38 protein-coding genes are annotated in these 23,858 nt (G+C 68.5%); 29 read left to right on the plus strand and 9 right to left on the minus strand.

Annotated features, from left to right (window positions below; translation table 11 throughout):
• The 10 genes from VNG13_13115 to VNG13_13160 all read left to right on the plus strand — a co-directional run.
• Positions 1-279: SDR family oxidoreductase (locus VNG13_13115; GenBank protein ID HVA61457.1), on the plus strand; the 279-nt coding region annotated here is incomplete at its 5' end.
• A 217-nt stretch (positions 280-496) separates the two neighbouring features.
• Complete coding sequence (locus VNG13_13120) at positions 497-1,114, plus strand: NAD(P)-binding domain-containing protein (GenBank protein HVA61458.1); 618 nt, start codon at positions 497-499, stop codon at positions 1,112-1,114.
• A 454-nt stretch (positions 1,115-1,568) separates the two neighbouring features.
• The gene (locus VNG13_13125; GenBank protein HVA61459.1) at positions 1,569-2,093 is read left to right on the plus strand and encodes a pyridoxamine 5'-phosphate oxidase family protein; all 525 of its coding nucleotides are present in this window, start codon (positions 1,569-1,571) and stop codon (positions 2,091-2,093) included.
• 219 nt (positions 2,094-2,312) lie between these two features.
• Positions 2,313-2,657 (plus strand): metalloregulator ArsR/SmtB family transcription factor, encoded by a 345-nt coding sequence (locus tag VNG13_13130; GenBank protein HVA61460.1) that lies wholly within the window; start codon positions 2,313-2,315, stop codon positions 2,655-2,657.
• Entirely contained in the window at positions 2,654-3,193 is a 540-nt protein-coding gene (locus VNG13_13135; GenBank protein HVA61461.1) for an SRPBCC family protein, read from the plus strand. Before VNG13_13130 ends, VNG13_13135 begins: the two co-directional genes overlap by 4 nt.
• The gene (locus VNG13_13140; protein ID HVA61462.1) at positions 3,190-3,846 is read left to right on the plus strand and encodes a dihydrofolate reductase family protein; all 657 of its coding nucleotides are present in this window, start codon (positions 3,190-3,192) and stop codon (positions 3,844-3,846) included. Before VNG13_13135 ends, VNG13_13140 begins: the two co-directional genes overlap by 4 nt.
• 368 nt (positions 3,847-4,214) lie before the next feature.
• Positions 4,215-4,466 (plus strand): hypothetical protein, encoded by a 252-nt coding sequence (locus VNG13_13145; GenBank protein ID HVA61463.1) that lies wholly within the window; start codon positions 4,215-4,217, stop codon positions 4,464-4,466.
• Positions 4,463-4,840 (plus strand): PIN domain-containing protein, encoded by a 378-nt coding sequence (locus tag VNG13_13150; GenBank protein HVA61464.1) that lies wholly within the window; start codon positions 4,463-4,465, stop codon positions 4,838-4,840. Before VNG13_13145 ends, VNG13_13150 begins: the two co-directional genes overlap by 4 nt.
• 224 nt (positions 4,841-5,064) lie before the next feature.
• Positions 5,065-5,877, plus strand: a complete 813-nt coding sequence (locus VNG13_13155) for a type IV toxin-antitoxin system AbiEi family antitoxin domain-containing protein (protein ID HVA61465.1) — start codon at positions 5,065-5,067, stop codon at positions 5,875-5,877.
• A 78-nt stretch (positions 5,878-5,955) separates the two neighbouring features.
• Positions 5,956-7,185 (plus strand): hypothetical protein, encoded by a 1,230-nt coding sequence (locus tag VNG13_13160; protein HVA61466.1) that lies wholly within the window; start codon positions 5,956-5,958, stop codon positions 7,183-7,185.
• Positions 7,186-7,221: 36 nt separating this feature from the next.
• Here the strand turns inward: VNG13_13160 and VNG13_13165 are convergent, their stop codons facing one another.
• Together VNG13_13165 and VNG13_13170 are read right to left on the minus strand one after the other, a co-directional pair.
• Entirely contained in the window at positions 7,222-7,743 is a 522-nt protein-coding gene (locus VNG13_13165; GenBank protein HVA61467.1) for a GNAT family N-acetyltransferase, read from the minus strand.
• Positions 7,736-8,005, minus strand: coding sequence for a DUF1778 domain-containing protein (locus VNG13_13170; GenBank protein ID HVA61468.1), 270 nt, complete (start codon positions 8,003-8,005; stop codon positions 7,736-7,738). The genes VNG13_13165 and VNG13_13170 overlap by 8 nt, the downstream gene beginning before the upstream one ends.
• 145 nt (positions 8,006-8,150) lie before the next feature.
• On the opposite strand from VNG13_13170, the gene VNG13_13175 reads away from it, so the two are divergent.
• Positions 8,151-8,399 carry a hypothetical protein gene (locus VNG13_13175; GenBank protein HVA61469.1) on the plus strand — a complete coding sequence of 83 codons (249 nt, stop codon included), beginning with the start codon at positions 8,151-8,153 and terminating at the stop codon, positions 8,397-8,399.
• Between the two features lie 411 nt (positions 8,400-8,810).
• On the plus strand, positions 8,811-8,978 hold the full coding sequence (locus VNG13_13180; protein ID HVA61470.1) for a hypothetical protein: 168 nt from the start codon (positions 8,811-8,813) through the stop codon (positions 8,976-8,978).
• A 72-nt stretch (positions 8,979-9,050) separates the two neighbouring features.
• On the opposite strand, the gene VNG13_13185 is transcribed toward VNG13_13180, so the two are convergent.
• Entirely contained in the window at positions 9,051-9,920 is an 870-nt protein-coding gene (locus tag VNG13_13185; protein ID HVA61471.1) for an oxidoreductase, read from the minus strand.
• Between the two features lie 212 nt (positions 9,921-10,132).
• Here VNG13_13185 and VNG13_13190 point away from each other — a divergent pair, with 212 nt between their 5' ends.
• The 3 genes from VNG13_13190 to VNG13_13200 all read left to right on the plus strand — a co-directional run bounded on the left by VNG13_13190 (position 10,133) and on the right by VNG13_13200 (position 11,177).
• Entirely contained in the window at positions 10,133-10,492 is a 360-nt protein-coding gene (locus tag VNG13_13190) for a VOC family protein (GenBank protein ID HVA61472.1), read from the plus strand.
• A gap of 146 nt (positions 10,493-10,638) precedes the next feature.
• Positions 10,639-10,878 carry a hypothetical protein gene (locus tag VNG13_13195; GenBank protein HVA61473.1) on the plus strand — a complete coding sequence of 80 codons (240 nt, stop codon included), beginning with the start codon at positions 10,639-10,641 and terminating at the stop codon, positions 10,876-10,878.
• Positions 10,878-11,177 carry a type II toxin-antitoxin system PemK/MazF family toxin gene (locus tag VNG13_13200; GenBank protein ID HVA61474.1) on the plus strand — a complete coding sequence of 100 codons (300 nt, stop codon included), beginning with the start codon at positions 10,878-10,880 and terminating at the stop codon, positions 11,175-11,177. The genes VNG13_13195 and VNG13_13200 overlap by 1 nt, the downstream gene beginning before the upstream one ends.
• Positions 11,178-11,347: 170 nt before the next feature.
• Here VNG13_13200 and VNG13_13205 read toward each other — a convergent pair whose 3' ends face one another.
• A complete protein-coding gene (locus VNG13_13205; GenBank protein HVA61475.1) occupies positions 11,348-11,854 on the minus strand; it encodes a hypothetical protein in 507 nt (168 codons plus the stop codon).
• Between the two features lie 267 nt (positions 11,855-12,121).
• Here VNG13_13205 and VNG13_13210 point away from each other — a divergent pair, with 267 nt between their 5' ends.
• The 9 genes from VNG13_13210 to VNG13_13250 all read left to right on the plus strand — a co-directional run bounded on the left by VNG13_13210 (position 12,122) and on the right by VNG13_13250 (position 15,988).
• Complete coding sequence (locus tag VNG13_13210; protein ID HVA61476.1) at positions 12,122-12,244, plus strand: hypothetical protein; 123 nt, start codon at positions 12,122-12,124, stop codon at positions 12,242-12,244.
• A gap of 246 nt (positions 12,245-12,490) precedes the next feature.
• Complete coding sequence (locus VNG13_13215; protein ID HVA61477.1) at positions 12,491-12,820, plus strand: metalloregulator ArsR/SmtB family transcription factor; 330 nt, start codon at positions 12,491-12,493, stop codon at positions 12,818-12,820.
• Positions 12,817-13,311, plus strand: a complete 495-nt coding sequence (locus VNG13_13220; protein ID HVA61478.1) for an SRPBCC domain-containing protein — start codon at positions 12,817-12,819, stop codon at positions 13,309-13,311. Before VNG13_13215 ends, VNG13_13220 begins: the two co-directional genes overlap by 4 nt.
• 144 nt (positions 13,312-13,455) lie before the next feature.
• Positions 13,456-13,851: a carboxypeptidase-like regulatory domain-containing protein gene (locus VNG13_13225; protein ID HVA61479.1), complete on the plus strand. Its 396-nt coding sequence runs from the start codon at positions 13,456-13,458 to the stop codon at positions 13,849-13,851.
• A 147-nt stretch (positions 13,852-13,998) separates the two neighbouring features.
• Positions 13,999-14,283, plus strand: a complete 285-nt coding sequence (locus tag VNG13_13230) for a type II toxin-antitoxin system Phd/YefM family antitoxin (protein HVA61480.1) — start codon at positions 13,999-14,001, stop codon at positions 14,281-14,283.
• Positions 14,284-14,288: 5 nt separating this feature from the next.
• A complete protein-coding gene (locus VNG13_13235) occupies positions 14,289-14,561 on the plus strand; it encodes a type II toxin-antitoxin system RelE/ParE family toxin (protein ID HVA61481.1) in 273 nt (90 codons plus the stop codon).
• Between the two features lie 177 nt (positions 14,562-14,738).
• Positions 14,739-15,248, plus strand: coding sequence for a hypothetical protein (locus tag VNG13_13240; GenBank protein ID HVA61482.1), 510 nt, complete (start codon positions 14,739-14,741; stop codon positions 15,246-15,248).
• Positions 15,249-15,386: 138 nt separating this feature from the next.
• On the plus strand, positions 15,387-15,632 hold the full coding sequence (locus tag VNG13_13245; protein HVA61483.1) for a ribbon-helix-helix protein, CopG family: 246 nt from the start codon (positions 15,387-15,389) through the stop codon (positions 15,630-15,632).
• Entirely contained in the window at positions 15,626-15,988 is a 363-nt protein-coding gene (locus tag VNG13_13250; protein ID HVA61484.1) for a type II toxin-antitoxin system PemK/MazF family toxin, read from the plus strand. Before VNG13_13245 ends, VNG13_13250 begins: the two co-directional genes overlap by 7 nt.
• Positions 15,989-16,288: 300 nt before the next feature.
• Here VNG13_13250 and VNG13_13255 read toward each other — a convergent pair whose 3' ends face one another.
• Positions 16,289-16,777 carry a hypothetical protein gene (locus VNG13_13255; protein ID HVA61485.1) on the minus strand — a complete coding sequence of 163 codons (489 nt, stop codon included), beginning with the start codon at positions 16,775-16,777 and terminating at the stop codon, positions 16,289-16,291.
• Between the two features lie 264 nt (positions 16,778-17,041).
• Here VNG13_13255 and VNG13_13260 point away from each other — a divergent pair, with 264 nt between their 5' ends.
• Together VNG13_13260 and VNG13_13265 are read left to right on the plus strand one after the other, a co-directional pair.
• Complete coding sequence (locus tag VNG13_13260) at positions 17,042-17,836, plus strand: DUF429 domain-containing protein (GenBank protein ID HVA61486.1); 795 nt, start codon at positions 17,042-17,044, stop codon at positions 17,834-17,836.
• A 167-nt stretch (positions 17,837-18,003) separates the two neighbouring features.
• Positions 18,004-18,387, plus strand: a complete 384-nt coding sequence (locus VNG13_13265; protein ID HVA61487.1) for a RidA family protein — start codon at positions 18,004-18,006, stop codon at positions 18,385-18,387.
• 150 nt (positions 18,388-18,537) lie between these two features.
• Here the strand turns inward: VNG13_13265 and VNG13_13270 are convergent, their stop codons facing one another.
• The 4 genes from VNG13_13270 to VNG13_13285 form a co-directional block, all read right to left on the minus strand.
• Entirely contained in the window at positions 18,538-18,792 is a 255-nt protein-coding gene (locus VNG13_13270; protein ID HVA61488.1) for a Txe/YoeB family addiction module toxin, read from the minus strand.
• On the minus strand, positions 18,789-19,034 hold the full coding sequence (locus VNG13_13275) for a type II toxin-antitoxin system prevent-host-death family antitoxin (GenBank protein HVA61489.1): 246 nt from the start codon (positions 19,032-19,034) through the stop codon (positions 18,789-18,791). Before VNG13_13275 ends, VNG13_13270 begins: the two co-directional genes overlap by 4 nt.
• Complete coding sequence (locus VNG13_13280; GenBank protein ID HVA61490.1) at positions 19,015-19,581, minus strand: hypothetical protein; 567 nt, start codon at positions 19,579-19,581, stop codon at positions 19,015-19,017. Before VNG13_13280 ends, VNG13_13275 begins: the two co-directional genes overlap by 20 nt.
• 293 nt (positions 19,582-19,874) lie before the next feature.
• Positions 19,875-20,231 (minus strand): DsrE family protein, encoded by a 357-nt coding sequence (locus VNG13_13285; protein ID HVA61491.1) that lies wholly within the window; start codon positions 20,229-20,231, stop codon positions 19,875-19,877.
• A gap of 97 nt (positions 20,232-20,328) precedes the next feature.
• Between VNG13_13285 and VNG13_13290 the strand changes: the two genes are divergently transcribed.
• From VNG13_13290 to VNG13_13300, 3 genes are read left to right on the plus strand one after another with little or no spacing between them, the layout of a single operon-like run.
• Entirely contained in the window at positions 20,329-20,886 is a 558-nt protein-coding gene (locus tag VNG13_13290; protein ID HVA61492.1) for a hypothetical protein, read from the plus strand.
• Positions 20,887-20,934: 48 nt separating this feature from the next.
• A complete protein-coding gene (locus VNG13_13295; protein HVA61493.1) occupies positions 20,935-22,074 on the plus strand; it encodes an acyl-CoA dehydrogenase family protein in 1,140 nt (379 codons plus the stop codon).
• 2 nt (positions 22,075-22,076) lie between these two features.
• Positions 22,077-23,849 (plus strand): DUF4012 domain-containing protein, encoded by a 1,773-nt coding sequence (locus tag VNG13_13300; protein ID HVA61494.1) that lies wholly within the window; start codon positions 22,077-22,079, stop codon positions 23,847-23,849.
• Positions 23,850-23,858 lie beyond the last annotated feature (9 nt).

Genomic DNA, 23,858 nt, shown 5'->3' on the forward strand with positions numbered 1-23,858 from the left:
AGCAAGGCCGTGCTGCCCGCCTACGCACGGGTGTGGGTGTCCGAGCTGAGAGACAGGAAGATCCGGGTGAACGTGCTGACCCCCGGCCAGGTCGCCACGCCGATTCTGGACGCGGTGATGGACGCGGAGATGAAAGCGCAGTTCGAGTCCGTGATCCCGCGGCGAGAGATGGGCCGCCCTGAAGAGATCGCGTCGGTCGCGTTGTTCCTCGCCTCGGACGACTCGAGCTACGTCAATGGCATGGAGCTGGTTGTCGACGGCGGCACCACAGTGATCTGAGCGCGTCGCCGCACCGGCAGGTACCCGAGCTGCGGTGCCCTGATCCGCGGCGGCACCCGGCTCCACCACGAGGCCGGCCAGCCCGAACCCGTCGACCAGGTCGTCAGCGGGCCGATCTGACACCTGGGCGCCGGCGAACCTTCGACACCCCGGCCCAGCACGCCAGCAAGACCCCCACGACCAACCGATCCACACACAACAAAAAGGAACACACGTCATGACCACCATCAGCATCATCGGCTCGGGCAACATGGCCACCGCCATCGGCACCCGGGCAGCCAAGCACGGCCACACCATCGAGCTCATGAGCCGCGACGTCACCAAGGCTAAGTCGCTCGCGGACAAGATCGGCGACGGAGTCACTGTCGGCACATTCGGCGCCCCACCGGCGGGTGACATCGTCATCATGGCCGTCCTCTACCAGGGCGCTGTCGACGTAGTCGCGCACTACGGCGACGCGCTCGCCGGCAAGACCATCGTCGATATCACCAACCCCTTCAACGCCGACGCGAGTGGACTCGTGGCTCCCGCAGGCCACTCGATGTCCGAGCAGATCGCCGCCGCGGCCCCCGAGAGTGCACACGTCGTCAAGGCTTTCAACACGATATTCGGCGGCGTCCTTGCGGGAGACCGGCCCCTGGACGTCTTCTTCGCGGGCGACAGCGCCGAGGCCAAGGCAACGGTCGCGGCGTTCCTGGACAGCTTGGGCCTGCGGCCCCGCGACGCTGGAGGGCTGCATATGGCCCACGCCCTCGAGTGGGCCGGCCTGCTTCTGGTGGGCCTGGCAGGCAACGGCGCCGGATTCGACATCGCCTTGCGCGCCGACATCGGCTGACGTCCCCATCCCGGGGCCGTGGTCATGGTCGACGGGGCGCGATCGACCGGGTCGGCGCCGGCTCTGCGGTGAGGCGGCAGAGGTGAGGAGGGGCGCGGTCTGTTCCTGGCTCGGGGTGTTAGATGACGACTCCCGGGTCCGCAGAACGGATGACGTCCCGCCGATGCGCGCATATCGGCATGAACGAGAACCCGTCCTGCACCGATCATTCAGTCTTCTGCATGAGCACTCGTCCTCATCGCCTCCCGTCCCCGTCTCCAAGGGCATCACCGGCTGCCTGGGTTACATCGAAGAAGCGTCGTTACCCATAGTCGGAACATCCGCTTCTGCCGCCATGCGCACACCAGTCGGGACGTTCGGCGCGGGCCTGGGCGCGTTCCGCGTCAGCCGCTGACGGGTAGGTTTCGACAGGGTATGCCGCGAGGGGGCGTGGCCGTCGAGGAGGGACTATCGCATGAAGAGCGTCAACCTTGGCGAAGCGGACGGACTCCCGGTGCTGGACTGGGGCGAGGTAGCCGGAAAGCTGGAGTCCGCGTCGACCCCCGACCCGGCGTCGCCGAACGCCCGCACGACCTGGTTGGTGACGCTCAACAAGGACGGCACGCCGCACGTGACCGCCGTCGGTGCGATCTGGATCGACGGGGCGTTCTGGTTCCAGACCGGCGATGGCACTCGCAAGTGCCACAACGTGGAACGCAACCCGCGGTGCTCCGTGGCGGTGTCCATCCGGGACGCGGACGTCGTCCTCGACGGAACCGCGGTGAGGGTGACCGAGCCGGACGCCGTGGCTCGCGCGGCCAAGGCCTGGGCGGACCAGGGCTGGCCCGCGGAGCCCGACGAGACCGGCACGGGTATCACCGCGCCTTTCAACGCACCTGCGCAAGGCCCGCCGCCCTGGCACGTCTACCGAGTCGAACCGCGCTCTGCGCTCGTAGTCAGCGCGGCCGAGCCGGGAGGCCTAACCCGGTTCCGCTTCTGACCGGGTGGAGGTGGTCATCCCCGTACATCCGCTCTATGCCGCGGACAGTCTCGATGAGCCGTGTTTGCCCCGCGTCGTACCGACGCATTTCGGGTTCAGCGTGAGCCGATGGCATGTCGTCGCGGGTGATGCGGAGCGGCTCCCCTGCTGGCACGGAAGCTACGCCTGGGTCAAGTACATCCTCTTGCGCATATATATGAAGGGCCGTATGTTAAGGCGGTGCCAAGCCAGCTTGCAGTCCTCGAGGTGATCGCCGACCCGACCCGACGACGGATCCTCGACGCCGTACGGGGCGGCGAGCGTTCGGTGGCCGAGCTCGTCGACACCGTCGGCATGCACCAGCCCGGGGTGTCCCGGCATCTGAAGGTGCTGCGCGACGCCGGCCTCGTCGAGGTCCGCCGCGATGCCCAGCGCCGCCTCTACCGTCTGCGCGCCGAGCCGCTGCGGGAGGTCGACGAGTGGCTCGAGCCCTACCGCGCGGAGCTGGCTGGGCGCCTGGACTCCCTCGAACGCCACCTCGAGCGCACCGCCCGTGCCATTCCCATAAAGGAGCGATCCACGTGACCGACGACCTGACCACCCGCTACGACGGGGTGCTCGAGCGCACCGCCGACGGCGGCGTCATCCGCTTCGAGCGACACCTAGCCTACGACGTGCGTGACGTGTGGGACGCCATCACCACCCCTGCGCGGTTGGCCGACTGGTGGCTCCCGTTCGAAGCCGACATCACGGTCGACCTCCGCGAGGGCGGCGAGATCGTCTTCGCGGGGACGCCCGACGGCGAGCCGGTCACCATGACCTGCACGATCCTGCGTCTCGAGCCGCCGGTGCTCCTCGAACACACCCATCCCGCGCCCGGGTCGACTTTGCGTTGGGAGCTTGAGGCCGCCGACACCGGTTGCATCCTGCGGCTGAGCCATGTCGTCCCCGTCGTCCAGGATGCGATCGACGGCTGCTACCTCGTCGGGCTCCAGACGTCCCTGGACCGGCTCGAGCCGAGCCTCGCCGGTCGGCCGGGGCCCTGGGACTGGAACGCCTTCGCCGTCAACCAGGTCCACTATGCTGGCCTCGGCCTTGCCGCCCCGGTGGATCCGTCGTGAGCACCCCCCGCGCGCAGCTCCTGCGGGTTCAGAACTTCATACTCTCGATGGACGGGTACGGCACCGGTGAGGGCCAGAGCATCGAGCGGCCCTTCGGCCACGCCGACCCGGCCCAGCTGTTCGCCTGGGCGGGTGCGACGGCGAGCTGGCCCAACCGCACCGATCCCGGTGGCAGCCGCGGCCTCGACGATTATTTCACCCGCGACTTCTCCAACAACATCGGCGCCGAGCTCATGGGACGCGGAAAGTTCGGTCCACAGAAGGGGCCGTGGCAGGACCTGGACTGGGAGGGCTGGTGGGGTGACACCCCGCCGTTCCGCACCCCGGTCTTCGTGCTGACCCACCACGTCAGACCCAGCTTGTCGCTGTCGGATACGACCTTCCACTTCATCGACGCCGAGCCGCAGGAGGCCCTGCGGCAGGCGAAGGCCGCCGCGGACGGCAAGGACGTGCGCCTCGGCGGCGGCGTCTCGACCGTTCGTGCGTTCCTTGAGGCGGACCTCGTCGACACCATGCACGTCGCCGTCGCACCCGTCCAGATCGGCCGCGGTGGCAAGCTCTGGGACTCGCCCGACGAGCTACTCGACCGCTTCCACCTCGAGCGGATCCCCAGCCCAAGCGGAGTCACACACCACCTCTTCTGGCGCCGCTGACACACTCAAGACGGCTTGGGCGAGCATAGGTCACGAGGGCTCACGAAGGCACGGCCAGACTTGCTCCTGCAGGTTCCTCCACGCCGACGCAGCGGATGCGAAACGTCCGCTTCTGCCGCGACGCGGTCGCTCACCGAAGTCCACGTGCGACCGCTGATCGCATAGGTATGCAGCTCGGGACGTCCATCCAGGTCCAGCCCGGCCGTGGAATCACCAAACAGAGTGCCAGCTCTCGTGCGTCCCCCTGGGACGACTGCTCGAGTTGCCGGTAGCGCCGGTCGCCGGCCCTCGACGGAAACCACTCGGGTCGGCGGCTCCTGTCCTTACGTAGAGGCGCATCCGGTCGCTCCGGTGGTATGATGAATTGTATGACAATGGCCAAGATCGCGGTTACCCTGCCGGAAGAGCAGGTCGAAGAAGCCAAGCGTGCTGTCGCCGAGGGACGGGCTCGCTCGGTGTCGGCCTACGTGGCCGAGGCACTCACCTCCCATGGTGAACGCCTCGGCCTGCGGGCCTATGTCGACGCCCTGATCGCCGAGCACGGCAAGCCGTCAAAGCAGGACTACGCCTGGGCCGACGAACAGCTGACCCGGACCAAGCGACGCCGACGGGCCGAATGAGCGGCTTCACCCTCGACACCGGCGCGTTGATCGCAGCCGAACGCGGTGACAAGCGGATCATCGCCCTACTGGATCGCTCTGCACGCCGTGGAATCGAGATCGCGATCCCGGCTGGCGTCCTGGCGCAAGTCTGGCGAGCCGATCCACGACAGCACCGGCTGCATCTCCTGCTGGCTGACGACAACGTCGAGGTGCCTCCGCTCGATCGCGATGAAGCGCTCGCCGTCGGCACTCTTTGCGCGAGCAGCGGCGTAGGTGACGTCACAGACGCTTCGGTTGTCTCCTGCGCTCGGCTACGTCAACATGCCGTCCTCACCTCGGATCCTGACGACCTGCAACGCATCGATCGCAGCCTGGTGCTCGTTCCCGTGTAGGGCCTTGAGGGGGAGGAAGGGAGACGTTGCAGCGACTTGCCGGTAGCGCCGGTGACCATCCCGTCAAGAGCGGCGCTTTTCGTGGCAGCGCGCGGGGAGGGTCGCGGCTGACAGCGAGAGGCCAAATACTCTCTGTATAAGCTGAACTAGTGGCTTCAGCGTGTCAGTCACGGTGATACTATTCAGCCGGTAGTTCTATCCTGAGCATAAGTACGGGATCAACAATGTCACTCAGCTTTGGTATCAGCACCAAGGGACGGGCTGAGCTGACGGCTGCTCTGGCGGGTAGTCGTCGATTCTTGACGCCCGCTTCCGTAGCGGCGGATCTCGGGATCGACAGGGCTGCCGCCGCGAGAAAGCTTGCCGCCTGGGCCAGTCAAGGTTGGGTGCGACGGGTGCGCCGTGGGCTGTACATCGGGGTACCGGTGGATGCGACGAACCCGGCGGCCTGGTCCGAGGACGCGCTGGTCGTGGCGACGGAGGTGTGGTCGCCGTGCTATTTCACTGGCTGGACCGCGGCCAACCATTGGGGGCTGACCGAGCAAACCTTTCGCACCACGGTGCTCAAGACGACGATGCGCGTCCGGTCCGACCGCGCGCGGTTGCTCGATCACGACTACCTGCTGGCGCACGCTCCGGAAGGCTCGATGAGTTGGGGGGTCAAGAGCCAGTGGTCGGCGGAGATACGGCTGCCGTTCGCCGACCCGGCTCGAACGGTCATCGACGCTCTCGATACACCGAAGCTGGCCGGCGGCATCCGGCACGTCAGCGAGATCCTCGATGCCTTTCTCGACGAGCACGACTCGATGCAGCTGGTGGATTACGGGGATCGACTCGGTAATGGGGCGGTCTTCAAGCGCTTGGGATATTTACTCGACGCGCTGGTTCGGGATCTGCCTGCGGTGACCAGCGCCTGCCAGGAACGGATCACGGCAGGGGTCTCACCGCTGGATCCCGACGGCCCTTCCGCCGGGCGTCGGGTGATGCGCTGGGGCTTGCGGATTAACGTCACGATCAGCCCGGTGGAGCCGTCGTGATTCCCCGCCGCGAGTAAGGACCAGGCGCGGGACGCAGCGGCAGGCGTCCGGAAACCTGCGCGCTCCGTCTCGCGCAACGTGTCTTCACTGCAGCAGGAGACGGTCACCGCTCAGGAGGCAGAGGCGACCGCCCTACGAGGTCGTGAAATGGGAGAGGCGCATGTTCGCCAGGCCGAGGAATATCTCATCGCCACGATGCGTGCCGCCGAGGCGGCACAGAGGGCGGCGGACGCTGCAGCTGCGTTTCGCGAGTTCGCTGCGCATGCCGCCACGGCGCTCGATGGACGCCTCAAGGCCGTCGCTGGAGATCCTCACCTGTTGCTGCAGAGTTTGTCCGACCTGGCGGCATTCACGGCGAGTCAGGTCGACGAAAACAGGCAACGAATCGCGTCCCTCACCGGCCGGCTCGAGGGCGTCACCGCATCGGCCCGTCAGCTTGAAACAGCCGGAGCCACTTGTCCGGTGTGCCGGCGCACTATGTCCGAGGAGGTGGCCGCTCGCGCCGAGCACGCGCATGCCCAAGAAACCTCGGCGTTGGACGTCGAGTGTGCTGGCGTCGAAGCCTCGTTGGCGGAGATACATCAATTCCTGGCTGCTGTCAGAGGCCTGCGGGCGTCCGCCCCGCCCTTGCCGCCGCCGACTCCGGAACGCGCGCTCAGCAAGAGCGACCTCGACGCGGCTCGCGGCGCGCATGAGGCAGCTCGCAACGAGCTAATGGTGTCCGTTGAAGAACTTGGTGTCGCAAGAGCGACGCGGACACAGCTCACCGGACTTCTTGCCGATGCCAAAGAGCAGGAAGTCGATGCGGCTGCCTCACTCAAGGCGCATCGGCGCGAAGCCGCAGCCGCCATCGCCGTCGACTCCATGCGCGCGACCGCGAACGCCATCTTGCAGGAGCGAATCGACCCTCTGGTTGCAGAGGTTCGCAGTCGCTGGAAGAAGGTCCACGCCGATCGTGGGTCTTTGACGCTGCTTCCAGATGGGCGAATGGTTCTTGTCCGCGGCGAGCACACGATCGAATTCGCACAATTCTCAAGCGGTGAGAAGGTCATCGCGCTTCTCGAAGCCCGCATGATCGTCCTCGCGGCCTCTACCCGTGCATCGTTTCTCTGGCTCGACGAGCCAATGGAGCACCTCGATCCGATCAGCAGGCGTGCAGTGGCTTCGTTACTGGCGACAGGGACAGCTAGCCAAGGCATTCGAAAGATTGTGGTCACCACATACGAGGAGGAACTCGCGAGAACCTTCGCGGCGTCCGAGGACGCACAGCTCACCTGGGTCGACGCAGCGGCGGCTGCCAGCGAATAGTCGGTCGTGGCAACCCGTGACGTCGAGGACTGGTGATCAGAGTGCCTCAAGCGTCGCTGCGATGGTGCTAGTCAGCAGGAACAAATCGAAGTTTCCAGCGTCGCCGGGATCGAACGGGACAAAGCCGAGACGGTCGCGCCACCACCGGCGCGCGACGTCGTTCAGGGCCGTCAGCACGACCGCCCTGAGAGCGGCGGATTCGTTGAGCTCCACGGCGGTGGCCAGGATGTGTTTGACGAGCTCCGTCCCAAGGCCCACACCCTCGTGCCGCTCATCCACCGCGAGCCGACCAATGAGCAGCGCTGGAATGGGGTCCGGCGCCCGCTTCGCGAGAGCTGCTGGAGCTTCCGAAACACCGATACCGGTCATCGATAGCGTCGCGTACGCGACGACCTTGTAACTCGGGTCAGCAATAACCCAAGTTGCGGCTGTGTCTGCTCGGCGGCTCTGGCCGGCGAATTTCCGCAACCAGTCGGCGTAAGCAGGCTCAGCGCAGACGAAGTCGCGGCGGTCGTGTAGAGCGGGATCAAGGAGGCAGGGGCGGCGGTACTCAGTCAAGCCAGCTGAACTTCCGCGGGCGGCTCAGCGCGGATGCTAGCCGTGCGTTCACCGTCGCTGGCTCGGCGAGGGCACGCGCGAAGGCAGCCGCAGCCGCCGGCTGCAATGCGATCATGGTTCGCTCGGCGAGGATCTCCTCGGCCCTGATCTGTGCAGCCTGGAGAACGAAGGCCGACAGGTTGAGGTGCGCAGCAGCCGCCGCCTGCTCCAGGGCACGCTTTGACGCCGGGTCGACTCGAACCTGCAGCCGCTCGTCCTTCATATTCATGTACTCACATTGGCAGTACAGGGGCACTTTGTCAAGCCCCTCGCGCTCCGGCCCGGACCGGTGCTTTCGTCGGCGCCCTGGCTTACGACATCCCGGGTGAGCGGCCTTTCCCCACGCGAGACTCAGGAGGGAGTCAGACATGGCAGACGTAGTGGACATCAACAGAGACATCAGCTTCACGATCGACGGCGAGCCGTTCTCGACGCGAGACCGTCGCCAGACGGCAGCCGCCCTCCTTGGCTTGGCTGGGCTTTCGCCGTCCATGTACGACCTGGGAGAGCTCCACGGGCACAGCCCACAGCCCTGCCGGTTCAAGGACTCAGACGAGGTGGAGATCCACCCAGGAGGCAGATTCGCCTCGATCCGGCAGAAGGCCGACGTCGCCTAATGGCGGGTCCGGTCGAGACGCTCCTCGCCGATGTAGCTGCTGCCGGATCGCCCGGGCGTGGTGCGGCAGCAGTTAGTCGTATACGAGGTGGAACCCGTCACAGGCGGCAGGGTCGGGTAGTCCCAACCGCAGTGGCAGACCGTACCGACCACCGTCCAGCCGGGGACCGTCGTTATAGACGACGGATTCGGCGAGGGGCGAGTGATCGCGAACGGCATCTCGGTTCGATCCTGGGCGCTCTCGGACGACGCGGTCGCCCTTCAGACGTGCGATCGGGCGGGGGCTTATCGGCCGATAGTGGTGGTGGTCGTGTCGGTGCTGAGGGAGGTCCCCCCACGCGTGGCGGGGGGATCCGGGGGGCCTGTCTGCGCCGCCCTTGCTCCACTCCGTCGCACACAGTAGGAAGGAATGATGGGAAAACAGGCAGCCGTCGCGCTTTACGTGGTAGCGCTGGTAGCCGTCGTGGTCGGCGTGGACGTCCTGTTCTTCCGGCATCACTTCTGGGAGCGGCTGATGGTAAACGTCGGGGTTGTCCTGGTGTTTGCCGCGTTCTATTTGAGGTTCCTGAAGCGTCCATGAGCGCAGCTGCCGCAATGCGCTCACCCAGCTCCACGGTGATCGCCAGTGAGGCGATCGAGAACGCCAGCTTGGTTACACGGGCCCGGCCGGCGCCCCGAAGTCGGCCAGCGCGTCGTCGTCGAGCGAGATCGAGCCGGTCGCCAGGTTCTCGGCCAGGTGCACGAGGGAGCGGGTGCCCGGGATGAGCAGGACGTTCGGGGCGCTCGCGAGCAGCCAGGCGAGCGCGACCTGGGACGCGGTCGCCCCGAGCCGGGCCGCGACGGCGGTTACCACCGGGTCGGTGAGCACCCGGTTCTGCCCGCCGAACGCAGACCCGAGCGGGAAGAACGGCACGAATGCTATCGAGCGCTCCCGGCACGCCTCGAGCACCGGCCAGGAGGCCCGGTCCACGACGTTGAGCGGGTTCTGCACGCAGGCGATCTCCGTCCGGGCGAGCACGTGCTCGAACTGCTCGAGGGAGACGTTGCTCACCCCGACGCCGCCGATGAGCCCCTCGTCCCGCATCGCCGCCATCGCGTCGAGCCGCTCGTCGAGCTCCGGGGTGACCGGGCCGGGCTCGTGCAGCCGGAGGTTGACCGCGGCGAGGGTGTCGACCCCGAGGCTGCGCAGGTTCGCCTCGACACCGGCGCGCAGCTCGGCCGGGCTGTTCGCCGGCAGCCAGGCGCCCTTCTCGTCCCGGCGGGCGCCCACCTTGCTCACCAGGGCCAGGCCCTCCGGATAGGGGTGCAGGGCGGCCCGGATGAGCTCGTTGGCGACGTCCGGCCCGTAGTACTGGGCGGTGTCGATGTGGTCCACCCCGGCGTCCACGGCCGCGCGGAGCACGGCGATCGCCTCGTCCCGGTCCACCGGCGGGCCGAACACTCCGGGCCCCGGCAGCTGCATGGCGCCGAACCCCATCCGGTGCACGGTCCGGCTGCCGAGCGGGAAGGTCGAGGCCGCCACACCCGCGAATCTACGCGACGGTCCGGGTGTTCACCGGGCCGCGACCGAGCCACGTCTCAACCATCGTGCCGACGTCTACAGGCGTGGCAAGCGGTAGCAGCGATTCCCGGGTGCTCCTCGGCCTGGCCAGAGGAGCGAAGGACCCGGTGTTGGCGCGCGGCGACCTTCGGGAGCGGCAGGTTGCGGAGTCGGTGGCCTTACGCTTCTAGCCCATGGGTATTGAATGGGAGCAGACGATCATCGACTCCGATGACCCGGTTGCACTTGGGCAATGGTGGAGAAACGCGCTGGGCTGGGAGGTGGTCAATGACGCCTCCGACGAGTTCGAAATTCGGCCGAGTGTGGACCATCTCCCCGGACTGCTGTTTGCAGCCGTCCCCGAAGGCAAGTCCGTGAAGAATCGCTTGCATCTCGATTTCCGACCGGACGATCAGGATGCCGAGGTCAAGCGACTGCTCGAGCTGGGCGCAGTCCTGACTGATGTCGGGCAACGCGAACAGTCGTGGGTTGTGCTGGCGGATCCCGAGGGCAACGAGTTCTGCATTCTCCGGTCAAAGGATCCAGGCACCTAGCCGGCGTCGTCGGTGGGTCGACCAAAGCGCCGGAGGGCGATTATCGGGCGCTCCGAGTGGCGGGGTAGACGCACCGCTAGCCAGCGATAGAGGTCGGGTCACCCGTGCCAGTGGAGCTGCATCCCAACCTGGTACCGTCACCTGCTGTGAGCACACAGATCGCCGTCCGCTTGCCCGATGAGCTTGTGGCCTACGTCGATGAGGCGGTGGCGTCCGGTCGGGTCAAGAGCCGCGCCGAATTGGTCACCCGACTCATCGAACGTGACGCTCGCCGGCAGCGGGCTGAAGAGGATCTGCAACGGCTGGCCGAGCAAGGGGCGCTCGACGATGACGAGCTGCTGGCCATCGTCAAATCCGCGTCGGCGACCGCGCTTCCGATTGATTGATGCGACCCATCCATTGGGCCATGCTGGACAAGCGTCGGCCGGTGCTCGTCCTCACGCGCGAGATCATGGTCGGGCGGATGTCCACGGTCGCCGTGGCTCCCATAACGTCCACGGTTCATGAGATCGCGACCGAGATCCTCGTCGGCAGGCCCAACGGGTTGGCTCAGGACTCGGCCATCAAGTGTGATCAGATCGTCAGCATCCCCGTTGATCAGCTCCATGAGCGCTGCGGGTGGCTGTTGGATGCGCAGGAACTGGCCCTGCACGACGCCATCCAAGCCGCCTTCGACCTCGTGTGACCGCCGCGCCTATCTGCGTTCCCGGGCGATCTGGGGGAGTGAGCGGAGAGCGCTCAGTCCGGCGATAGTGCGCGGCCTCGCGGCTGCTCGGTGCGCTTTGAACGGTCGGTTACCCACCCCGTTCGGGGAGGGCGATCTTGACGGGAGCGTTCGCAGAGCGCCCAGCGTCCTTACGGAATCACAGAGCCTTGCCGGGATAGCGGCAGGTTCGGCATCTCGCTCAGCGCTTTCTTGTGGATCACTTTCGCGAAATATCCTGCGCCGAACTCGAGGCACAGCAGCACATACCAGAACTGCCCGGCGTCCGTCATACGATCAAGCCGCACGTCACTCATGGCCTTCTTCATGGACAGCTTGGCGAAGTATCCGGCTCCGAAGTAGACACACAGCAAGACATACCAGGACTGCTCGGCGTTTGTCTGCTGCCCGAAGCCGGCCTCGCTCAGTGCCTTCTTGACGGGCACTTTCGCCAGGTACCCGGATCCGAAGGCGATGCATTCGACCACATACCAGATTCGTTCCCACTCGGTCATCTCGGCCAGCCCGACATCGCTGAGCGCCTTCTTGGTGGGGATCTTCGCGAAGTATCCGACTCCGAAGTCGATGCACTGGAGGACATACCAGAACTGCTCGGCGCCCGTAAGTGGAAACGCGCGCTGGCGCGGAACGGGAGCCACAGGCTGGGAGTGGGCGGGCGCAATCGGCGCCGGGGGGCTGGGTTGAGCGCCTTCCGGGATTGGGGATCCTGCCCGCTCCGCCGGAAGTCCAGAACTGTCTCCGGACGTCACATCTCCTCCTGGGGTTATCGGGCTGGGTGCGCGAGGCCATCATCGCCCCAAAAGCCTGGTTTGTCCTCAGCCAAGATCGAGACAGCGCCGATCCATAGCCACGGATGTTCTGACCGGCAGCTGCTGATACCGCCCTCATCGAGGGCAATGGCCAGCGTGAGCGTGTCCGCCACCGTGGCCGGCTGGACGATAGCGGCCTTGCTGGTCGAGCGCGAGCGGCCGCTTGCCCGTTTCTCGGCCGCCGACGCGATCCAGCGCGCTCACCTGCGCGCCGCCTGATCAGCTCGGTGCGGCAATTCCCCAGGTTCGGTCGGCGCGCGGCACAGGACCGCCCATCCCGGACGCTCTTGACATCGCTGGGTCGCGCCCTGGTGCCGGCGATCCGCGGACGGAGCCTTGCCGTAGTCCCCTGTCGGTTAGGCCGGCTCACGGCCCGCGCCGGCGACTCAGGCTGACCGACTTTGGTTCGCTTGCGCTCGACCAACGTGGCTGCTAACGTACAACCCAATGGTTGTACATAGTCGGATGGCCAGCGACGCGGATGGCATCTTCCGCGCACTGGCGGACGCCACCCGGCGCGACATCCTGGTGAAGGCGATCCAGCGTGAGCAATCCGTCTCGGCCCTCGCCCGACGCTACGACATGAGTTTTGCAGCCGTCCAGAAGCACGTGGCGGTGCTCGAGCGAGCCCGACTCGTCACGAAGCAGCGGCGCGGCCGAGAACAGATCGTGCATGCCAACACGGCGCCGCTGCGCCAAGTCGCCGAGCTCCTCAGCAGCTACGAGGAGTTATGGATCCAACGCGCCACTCGGATTGCCGACATCTTGGTCGGCGAGGAAGGAAGCCCCCGATGACAGTCATCCGCACCACCAAGGACGTCGCCACCCTTACCCTCACCCTCGTCGCCGAGTTCGACGCGCCCCCCGAGCGGGTTTGGCAGGTGTGGGAAGACCCGCGAAAGCTTGAGCGCTGGTGGGGACCGCCGACCTTCCCCGCCACCTTCACGCGACACGACTTCGTTGTCGGCGGGCAGTCCCGCTACTCCATGACCGGTCCGGACGGCGAGGCCCCCCGCGGTTGGTGGCGGATCGACGCCATCGACAGACCACACCGACTTGACTTTGCCAATGGACTGGCCGGTGACGACGGCGAACCTATGCCGGGCATCCCACCGATGGCGGGCTACGTCACCTTCGAATCCACCGACGCGGGAACTCGGATGACCGCCATCACCCACTTCACTGACGCCCAGCAAATGGAGACGATGCTTGGCATGGGCATGCACGAAGGCATGACTCAGGCAATCGGCCAAATCGACGAGCTGCTGGCCTCCGCGCCAGTCTGACCGCATCCCCCACACCACTGGCTCAGCAGCGGACCGCCCGGGTGCAGCCGAAACAGGGCGCCCGGAGCACCACCAGCCTGCCCCCCCAGGCGCTCTCGGCGCGGGTGCCTTGACCGCCCGATTAGATGAATGCACATTCCAGGGGTGAGCCGGTCCTGCCTCGGCACCACTGTCACGGTGATCGTGATCGCCATGGCCATGGCCACCGCCTGCTCGAACGGCGGGGGCCCGTCCGCCACTGCGGACGGAGTACTGACCGGCACTGTGACCGGAGAAGGTGGGCCGCTGATCGTTCAAGGGACCTCGACTCACGAGGCCGTTCCACCCGGTACACCGCAGCGCGGCACGCCGGTGAGCGCTACGAGCACCGGCGGACAGAGGTTCTCGACGACAACCGACGCGAAGGGAAGCTACCGGCTTCGATTGCCGCCAGGCAGCTACGCGATCGACACCGGCTGCGGCCCAGGCGGCAGCCAGTCGCCTGTCGTCGTCCAGGCGGGCGACACGGTCACCCGCAACATCAGCTGCCCGATTCCGTGAAACCCCAGAGCGGAGGGGCTCGTCACCACCCAACGGGATTCGCCGATCTCGGACGCTCTGGGACCGAGGCGAGACGTTCCGCAAGCCGGCGATCTCGCTCGGTTCGTGAGCTTGCCGGATCGAGGCAATCTGGCTATAGTTATGGCTATGACTGAGGCGGAACATTTGCCCCTTGCCGATGTGAAGAATCGGCTGTCCGAGGTCGTCGAACGCCTAGAACGCGAACACGGCCGGGTGGTCATCACCAAGCACGGCAAGCCGGCTGCGGTAGTGCTTAGCGTTGAGGATCTTGAGAGCCTCGAGGAGACCCTCGAGATCTTGTCCGACCCACGATTGATGCGGCGCATCCGCAAGGCTGACGCCGAGATCGAGGCCGGCCAGTCCGAGCAGCTAACTAAAGAACGGGCCTTGGCCCTGGCCCGCCGGAAGTGACCAGCCTGCCCTACGGCGTCGCCTGGACGCCCTCGGCGCAACGCGCCCTGGCCAGGCTTCCGGAGAAGATCGCCACGGCTGCCATCGAGTTCGCTTACGGATCACTGGCAGCCAACCCACGACGACTCGGCCGGGAACTGCATCTGGGGCTGTCCGGGCACCACTCGGCTCGGCGAGGCGACTACCGGCTGATCTACCGCATCGACGAGGACCAGCACCGGATCCACATCGTCGCGGTCAACCATCGTGCCGACGTCTACAGGCGCGGCAAGCGGTAGCAGCGATTCCCGGGTGCTCCTCGGCCTGGCCAGAGGAGCGACGGACCCGGCGAAAGGGCCCGCATGATGGCGCCGCAAGATACCCATCCCTCCACATGCCGGCGGTAAGGAACGGACGAACGCCTACGGCGTCTCGCTAGCATGCAAGGGGTGCGAGGTGCCCCGTTCGGGACAGTGATGCTCGGCATCGTGGCGATGTTCGGTTGCAGCGCTAGCCATCCCTCGAATCGGCACATCGCAGCCGGGTTCGTGCTCGGGGGGCAGACCCGCTTCTCGCTTTCGGTGCGGCCGGTGGCCGGCAACTCGGGTGCGACCGTCAGCCGCTCGAGCGCCGCACTGACGGTCGAGGCAGCAAACGGCGAGGTCGGAGGCGTCCAAGCCAAGCTGGTCGATTTCCTCTTGGCCGATGTCACCGTGCCCGGCGTCTCCTGTGAGGTGACGACGCAGCAGCCTGCCTGTCCGCGATTCGCGAATACGCTCGCCTGGGTCGGGGTCTACGACCTCGGCGACGACGTCGGTGCGCACTCGTGTTCCATGCAGCCCATCGGGGTCGTCGCCTCCTTGCCGCCCGTGCTCAGGCACTACTACTGGGCCGTCCTGATAGACGCGCACACTGACCGGAAGGGCACTTGGGCCGAAGACGAAAGCGGTCTCATCGAGCGCCAATGCGGGGCCCGGCTCAAGTGACTCGCCACGCTTCGTTGATGTGCCGATAGCGGGCGCACGGTGAACGTCAGCGCCGCACTCGGGGGCGATCGCGGGCGGGTCCGGACTGGCTGTGGATCGGCGATTGGCTCGACGGTATGACCGAGTTATACTATAGCCGTGAAGACTGCTATCTCGGTTCCCGATGAGACGTTTCGACGTGCGTCAGAACGGGCCTCCGAACTGGGCATGAGCCGCTCGGAGTTCTTCACCCGGGCGGCCCAGAACTACCTGGAGAGGCTCGACGAAGCCTCCGTGACGGAGAAGATCAACGCCGCGCTCGAACTCGACCTCGGCGACGATTCCGCCGCGGCCGTCGTGGCAGCTGGTCGGCGGCGACTCGCCGTCGGCGACGACGAGTGGTGATCTCCCGAGGCGACCTGTGCTGGGTTGATCTCGGCCCGCCGGTTCGAAGTCGGCCGGCGAAGCGTCGACCCGTGCTGGTCATCCAGGCCGACTCGTACAACCGAAGCCAGCTGGCCACCGTCGTCACCGCCGTCATCACGTCGAACACCAGGCTGGCCGCCATGCCGGGCAACGTGTTTCTCCCGGCCGCCGCGACCGGGCTGCCAATTGACTCGGTCGTCAACGTCACCGCTGTTGTCACCCTGGACGAGAAAGACCTCGACCAGCCCATTGGCCACGTTCCGGACGCCTTGATGGACGCGGTCGACGCGGGGCTCCGGCGGGTCCTGAGCCTCTCGACGGCCAAGGGCGCATAGCACAGCCAATACCAGGCTGCCCCCTCTCCCAGACCGCCGCGCACCTCAGCCGGCGTTCCCGGGTGGCGGCCTCGGGGCGGCCGGCTTGCGAGATGATCACCCTGTGGCGCTCGGCGGGAATGACGCAGGACGCTACGGACCTGACCCCGGACCTCAGCTGGTGCGGTTGTTCGGCTTCTTGTTGCAGCGTCTTCGATGCGACCTCTGCCGGATCTCGTTAATCTCGCCGCTCGCTCACGCCGTCGGCTCGTGCAGTCCCGCGAACACGCCTGCCATCGTCGCTGACGTGAGTACCGATGCTCACGGCACGGGCGTGGGCGGCGCCGGCGTCGGTACTGGTGACGGGGTGAGGGTGCCCGTGTGGGGGTGGACGTTCAACGCCAGCGCGAAGCAAAGGCCGACGACGTCGATGACGAACGCCAGTGCGCCCACCACGATGGCGCCGCGTGCCACCCCGCCCGCCCACGCCGCCTCCTCGACATCCCACTCCTCGCGGACGACGTAGAGGCCGAGGCCGACCGCGAGGGCGGCCACGCCGGCCTGGATGCCGTCGATGATCGCCAGGCTGTGCACCGGTGAGTGACCGCTCTCGGCGAAGGCGCTGGCGATCTCGTGGCCAGCCCCGATATCGAACAGGCTGATCGCGGCCAGGACGAGGGCGGCGACAGCCAGGCCGCGCGGATCGGCCAACGAGGCGAACGACCACCAGCGCAACTCATCGTCCTCATTACCGTCGCCGAGAACATCGACAGCGTCGGGCTCTGCCGCGTGGCCCTCGCCCTCGATCATCCCGTGATCGTAGAGCCACCGACACTGCAGCCCGCGAACCGCCGCGCTGCGTCGCCGAGGCCAGTCGCCGACGCCGTCGACCGGCCGAAGACGCGCTCCATCGCGGCGTCGTGGACTCCGGACCTTCCGTCCGGGTGCGGCGGTTAGAGGGCGCCCGGGCACCCGGACCAGCACTCTCCTCCCGGCGATCCAGGTCGACCATCGGGGTCTGCGGCGTCCGCTCCAAGTTCGCGACCCGGAAGAGACCGGCCGTAACGTGGCCCAGTGCGCACCGTCGGGATCGACCTCGCGACGACGCCGAAGAACACCGGCGTTTGCGTGCTGGACTGGACGCCGCGTGCAGCCACGGCCTCATTCCCCTCGGCTGGCGACAACGACGACCTGGTCGAACTCGCGGCTGTCGCGGACAAGGTCGGTGTCGACTGCCCGTTCGGCTGGCCGATCCCGTTCGTTACGGCCATCGACGCCTGGTCCCGGGGTGAGACCTTCCCCGCCACCGCAGTCGGCGAGCTGCGTAACCGTCGGACCGACGTCGCCACCCACGGGTACCTGCTGGCCCGTTGGCAGGTCAGCCGGTACCCGCTGAGCGTGTCCACGGACCGCATTGGGGTAACGGCGATGCGCTGCGCCCGGCTGCTGGACCGGATCGCGGCGGTCACCGGGGAGCCGGTGGACCGGGCCGGCGGCGGCCGGCTAGTCGAGGTCTACCCCGCCGCCGCCACCGTCTGCTGGAACCTGCTCCCGACCGATCGCCCACTTCCAGCGGCCGAGGAGCGGACCGGGATCCTTCTGGGAAGGCTGTTCCACGGGGCCCCGTGGCTCTGCACGCCAAGCGAGATCCGAGCGGTGTGTTTGGCCAGCGAACACCGCCGCGACGCCCTGCTGGCGGCCTTGGTCGCGGCAGCCGCGCTGGCCAGACAGACCGCTCCGCCCGAGACGGCGGAGGACCGTCGGGCCGCTGGCATCGAGGGCTGGATCCACCTCCCCACGGGCGCGGTCGGAACCCTGCTGGACTCGGTCAACGCAGTCGCGAACCCTGCCGCCGGATCGGCCGATTAGGCGCTCGAGCCAGTGTCGCTCACAACCTCATCCGCCTCCGACGGGGCCGGGCCGGTAACCGCGGCGGTTCTCGGGTGACCGTGCCCCTGCTTGGTCCGTGCTCGGCACCCGGCGATCTCGCGTTCACCCGACGAGTTCACGGCGGTCACGTCAGAGAGAATCAGCCGATGAGCAGGCAGCGGATCGGTGCAGGGTCCCGGTACGAATCCGCGATCGGGTTCAGCCGGGCGTTCCGGGTGGGCAAGCGAGTCCTCGTGTCCGGGACGGCGCCGGTCTGGCCCGACGGCTCGTGCCCGGACGATGCGGCGCTCCAAACGAGACGATGTTTCGAGATCATCGGGGACGCCCTGACCGAGGCTGGGGCTGGCCTGCACGAGGTCGTGCGCACGCGCATGTTCGTGACCTCGCGATCGGATGCCGACGCGATCGGGGCGATCCACGGCGAGGTTTTCGGTGCCGTCCGCCCCGCGGCGACCATGGTGGTTGTCGCGGGTCTGCTTGACCCCCGCTGGAAGGTGGAGATCGAGGCCGAGGCAATCCTCGACGCCTGAGGATCGCCAGGCCCGGCGGTTCAATCCGGCCGAACGATGATGCCGCTCGCGGGGCGCCCCGGTGCGGCTGATGCCGCTCGCCGAAACATCCTTGGACCCAGCACGCTCACGCCGGCGTTCGCGACTGCGCCGCCCGGCCGCTGCCTGGTGTCAGTAGTGGTAGCGGGCTTGCAGAATGACGAGGTCCTCACCGTCGACGAGGTACACCAGGCGGTGCTCTTCGCCGATGCGTCTGGACCAGGCGCCGGCGAGGGCGTACCGGAGCTGTTCGGGTTTGCCGATGCCGCTGAAGGGGTCGCGGAGGGTGTCGTCGATGAGCCTGTTGATTCGCTTCAACGTCGCCCGATCCGCATCCAGCCAGTGCGTGTAGTCCTCCCAGCCGTTCGGGGTGAAGACCAGCCTCATCTGACGAGCTCGTGCTCCTCACGGCTTCCCTTGGCCGCCTGGTCGAGGCTTTCCAGCAGTCGGCGGGCGTTGCGTGGGGCACGTAGTAGATGCGCAGTTTCCTGCAGCGCGTCATAGTCGGCGCGGGAGATCAGGACCGCGTCACCGCGCCGAGAGGTGATCTCGATGGGGGTGCGGTCCGCATTGACCTGCTCGATGAGGGGGAAGAGGTTCTTGCGAGCCTCACTCGCCGTGACGGCCATCTGGCACCTCCAGTAGTGGTACGAGATATGGTACCACAACGGAGCGGTCAGGAGGCGCTTGTTTGGTGATACGGCGCATGACGTGCGCGGGCTCGCCTCGGGTGAAGTGGTCGGGTCCGAGTTCGTTGTAGTCGACGTTGTTGTTGAGCATGTGCCAGATCGCGGTGAGCAGTGAGTGCTCGATCGCGACGATGGCCCGCTGTTTGCCGTGAGCCGCGAACCAGCGCGTCAACCAAACGTTGACACCGTCGTGCTCTGCCACTACGCCGACGACCCGGCCCGGCGGAAGCACTGCACGCTCACCGCCGCCGTCCGCTTCGGCGGCGCCGCCCCGTTGTGCGCCACCTGCCGGCAGGCCCGGTCCACCCTCGGCAAGGGCCAGCCGCCTCCGTGACCCGCGCCCGACAAGCCGGGCATACGCGCAGCCAGGCGATGTGTTGCGCGTCTTTCTTACCTGGTGCACCGCCGGCTTTGATCTCGATGGCGAGAATCGCTTCACCGGCCCCGGCACCACCGGCCACTCATCAGGCAGCACCGGCTCAGTCACGGCGCGCAGGGCAGCATCCGTAGCGCTCGGCCGGGCGCTACGCGCGGTTCGCGATCGGGAACCTCGACTGTGCCGCCGAACGCGACCCTGGGGCCCCCGCCCGCGCCCCCCTCCCGCGGGTCGCGACCCCCCGCGGTCGCGAGTGTGCAATTTCCGACACGGGCCAAGCGTGGAGAGACCGGAATTCCGTCGGAAATTGCACACTCGCGCCCCCCGCGGGGCCCCCGCGCGGCGGACCGTTCCGCGTCGCGCCCCCCCACGGGGCCCCAGCGCAGCGGACCGTTCCGCGCGGGTCAGTACACGAGCGCCCGGGCCCCCTCGGCGAGGACTTCCTCGACGAACGCCGCGGCGCCGGCGATCCGAACCCCGGGCAGCAGGTCGGCCGGCTCGATGTCGCGTCGGGCGGCGCACTGGGTGCACACGGTCAGCGTGCCGCCGGCGAGCACGGCGTCGCGCAGCTCGGCGAGCGGGGCGGAGTGCGCCAGCACGAACTGCTCGGCCCGGCCGGGCATCGCCAGCCAGGACGCCTCACCGGTGAGCCACAGCGACACCGGGACCCCGGCGGCGAGCCCGACCGACGCCACGGTGAAGGCCTGCGCGCATCGCTCCGGCGCGTCCGAGCCGACGGTCACTTTCACGACGAGCGTCATGGCCCTCCCAACAGCGGGACCCGATCGGGCCGGGACGGTTCATCCTGCCAGTCCCGGCCCATACCCGGACGGTCGGATCAGGGCGTAACCTCCCGTTATGCACACCGAACCCGCGGCTGACCCGAGCTATCGGGCGGCCTGCGGCCTGGTCGTCTGCGCCGGCCGGCTGATGCGCCTCGCCCAGGGCGACCCGGCCGCCGGGCCGGTCCGCCAGGCGGCCGGATCGCTGGCCGCCGCCGCCGGGCGGCTGCTCGCCGGGTCCCACTTCGGCCCGGCCGGTGCCGGCCGTCGCCACCCGGAGGTGGGTGTGAACGCGGCCGCCCCGGATCCAGACGAGGCCTGGCGCGCCGGCGCCCGGGGGTTGGTCGCCGCGACGATGGAATGCCTGGCGGCGGTCGAGCCGGCCCGGGCGTTGAACCCGGAAGCCGCGGCGGTGCTGACCCGCGCCCTGGCGCTGCTCGACGAGCTGGCCGGCACCCTGCGCCGACCCGAGCGCGCGGTCACCCCGCCGCCGGCGCCGGCGCCGGCGGAGGCGGAGGCGGAGGCGGAGCCGCCGATCGTGGAGACCCCCGTCGACCTGACCCGCCACGAGCGGCGCCGGCCCTGGTGGCGACCGGCGGACCCGGCGATCCTGGCCGGCCCGGGCCGGCGCTGAGCCGCCCGCCCCGTAGTCTCGTCCGGACCGGCGACCGGAGAGGCTGACATGGACTTCTCGATCACCGAGGACCAGCAGGCGTTCCGGGACAGTGTCCGCAAGCTCGCCGCGGACGTCGTCGCGCCGGGGGCGGCCGACCGTGACCGGGAGGGCCGCTTCGACCCGGCGGTGTGGAAGGCGCTGGCCGGGGCCGGCCTGATCGGGCTGCCGATCCCGGTCGAGCACGGCGGGTCCGGCGCCTCGATCATCGACTGCTGCCTGGCGAACGAGGCCCTGGCCGAGGGCGGGCACGACGCCGGGCTGAACCTGTCCCTCGGCGCGCACTGGGTGATCGGCGCGGTGCCGATCTGGCTGCACGGCAGCCCGGCGCAGCAGCAGCGCTGGCTGCCGGGCCTGTGCGACGGCAGCATCGTCGGTGCCTGGGCCTCCACCGAGCCGGAGGCCGGCAGCGACTCGGCGGCGCTGCGCACCACCGCGGTCCGCGACGGGGACGGCTGGATCCTCAACGGCAACAAGATCTTCATCACGAACGGGCCGATCGCCGGGGTGTGCAACGTGCTGGCCCGGACCGGCGACGGCGCGGTCACCGCGTTCGTCGTCGACACCGCCACCCCCGGGTTCGTGGTAGGCCGCGAGCTGGACAAGCTCGGCTGCCGCTCCTCCCCGACCTCGGAGATCGCCCTCGTCGACTGCCGGGTGCCGGCCGACGCGGTGCTCGGCGTCGAGGGCGAGGCGCTGTGGCGGGTCGCGTTCGAGTGCTTCGACTGGGAGCGCACGGTCATGATGGCCGCCTCGATCGGCGGGATGCAGGCCGGCTTGAACGGGGCGATCCGCTACGCGAAGGAGCGCCACCAGTTCGGCCGGCCGATCGCGCACTTCCAGGTGATCGCGCACAAGCTCGCCGACATGAAGATCAACCTGGAGGTGTGCCGGACCGCGGTGTACCGGGCGGCCTACCTCAAGCAGATCGGCGCCCCGCACATGGTTGAGGCCTCGATCGCGAAGGCGCTGGTCGGCAAGCTGTCGGTCGAAAACGCGCTGGAGGGGATCCAGATCCACGGCGGCTACGGCTACCTCCGCGACTTCCCGGCCGAACGGGCGCTGCGCGACGCGAAGCTGACCTCGATCGGCGGGGGAACCACCGAGATCCAGAAGCTGATCATCAGCCGGTCCCTGCTCGGCGAGTAGGGGTGTCCCACGGGCCGGGCGCTGCCAGCCGCGCGCCGCGCCGGCGACTCGCGTTCGGGCTGGGCGCGCTCGTCGTCATCCTCGCCGGCATCGGCTGGCTGGCCGTGCGCGGACTCGCCGCCGAACACCGGCTCACCGTCGCGAAGGCCGCGATCCTCGCGCTACGCGCCGACCTGCTCGCCGGCCGGTCCGCCGCGGTGCACACCGACCTGGTCGCCGCCCAGTCCGCCGCCGCGGCGGCCGATGCGGACACCCACGATCCGGTGTGGTTCGCGGTGAGCTTCCTGCCCCCGGTGCAGACGGTGCGCGGCCTCACCGAGGTGACCGACACGTTGGCCCGGCGGGTGCTGCCGGAGCTGGCCGAGGTGGGTCCGACGGTCACCCCGGCCCGGCTGCGGGTCGGCCCGCACACGATCGCGCTCGCGCCGCTGGAGGCGGCCGCCGCACCGCTGGCCGCCGCCGACGCCGCGGTCGCCGTCGCGGACGCCCGGGCGCACCGGCTGCCCGGCGGCTGGGTCGGCCCGATCGGCGCGGCCCGGGCCAGCTTCCTGCGCCAGCTCGACGGTCTGGCCGGCTCGCTCGACACGGCCGCCCGGTTCGCCCGGATCGGCCCGGCGATGCTCGGCGCGGACGGGCCCCGGACCTATTTCGTCGGGGTGCAGAACAACGCCGAGTCCCGTGGCACCGGCGGCATCGTCGGCGCTTTCGCGGTTCTCTCCGCCGACCATGGGACGCTGCGGATCACCGCCCGCGGCACCGACCACGACCTGCGCAGCCCGCCCGCCCCGGTCGCGGACCTGGGTCCGGACTTCGCCGCCGCCTACGGGCAGAACGACGCCACCGACTTCTGGCTGTCGACGAACCTGTCGATGAACTTCCCCTACGCCGGTCAGCTGTGGACCTCCATGTACGAGGCCCAGTCCGGACAGCGCATCGACGGGGCGATCGGCCTCGACCCGGTCGCGCTCGCCGACCTGCTGGCGGCCACCGGGCCGGTCCGGGTGCCCTCCACCGGGGACCTGCTCACTCCGGCCAACGTGGTCGCGCTCACTGAGCAGGAGGCGTACGTGCGGTATGCCTCGTTTAGCGATCAAAGCGCTCGTAAGGCATTCCTCAACGCGGTCGCCGCCGCGGTCACCAGCCGCCTGCTGTCCGGCTCCGGCAGCGCCCGCGCGCTCGCGAGCGCACTCGGCCACGCCGCCGGCACCGGGCATCTCGAGCTGTACTCGGCGCACCCGGACGAGCAGGCGGTGATCGCCGGTACCCCGCTCGGCGGCCAGATCCCCGACGACCACCGCCCGTTCGCCGCGTTCGCGGTGGACAACGCCTACGGCGACAAGCTCGACTACTACCTCGAGCGCTCCCTCAGCTACACCGCGGGCGGCTGCGCCGGACCGACCCGGACCTCGACGATCACCATCCGGCTGACCAACACCGCCCCGCTCGGCGGGCTGCCGCCCTACGTCCGGATCCGATCCGACCTGCACCCGGTCCGGGCGGATGCCAGCCCCGTCGACGGCCTGCTGATGTTCGTCTACGCGAGCAGCGGCGCGGGCTTCCTGCGGGCCACCCTCGACGGCACCCCGATCGACCTGATGCCGCTGGCCGAGCGGGGCCACCCGATGTTCGAGACGCAGCTGGCCGTCGAACCGGGCCGCACGGCCACCCTCACGATCACCGTCCGCGAACCGACCTGGCCCGGGGCGCCCGAAACGTTCGTGCAGCCGCTGGTCAACCCGGAGGCCGTGACCTTCGCGGTGCCGCGCTGCCCCTGAGCCGTCCGG

This window comes from Mycobacteriales bacterium, assembly GCA_035533475.1.
Classification (GTDB): Bacteria; Actinomycetota; Actinomycetes; order DATLTS01; family DATLTS01; genus DATLTS01.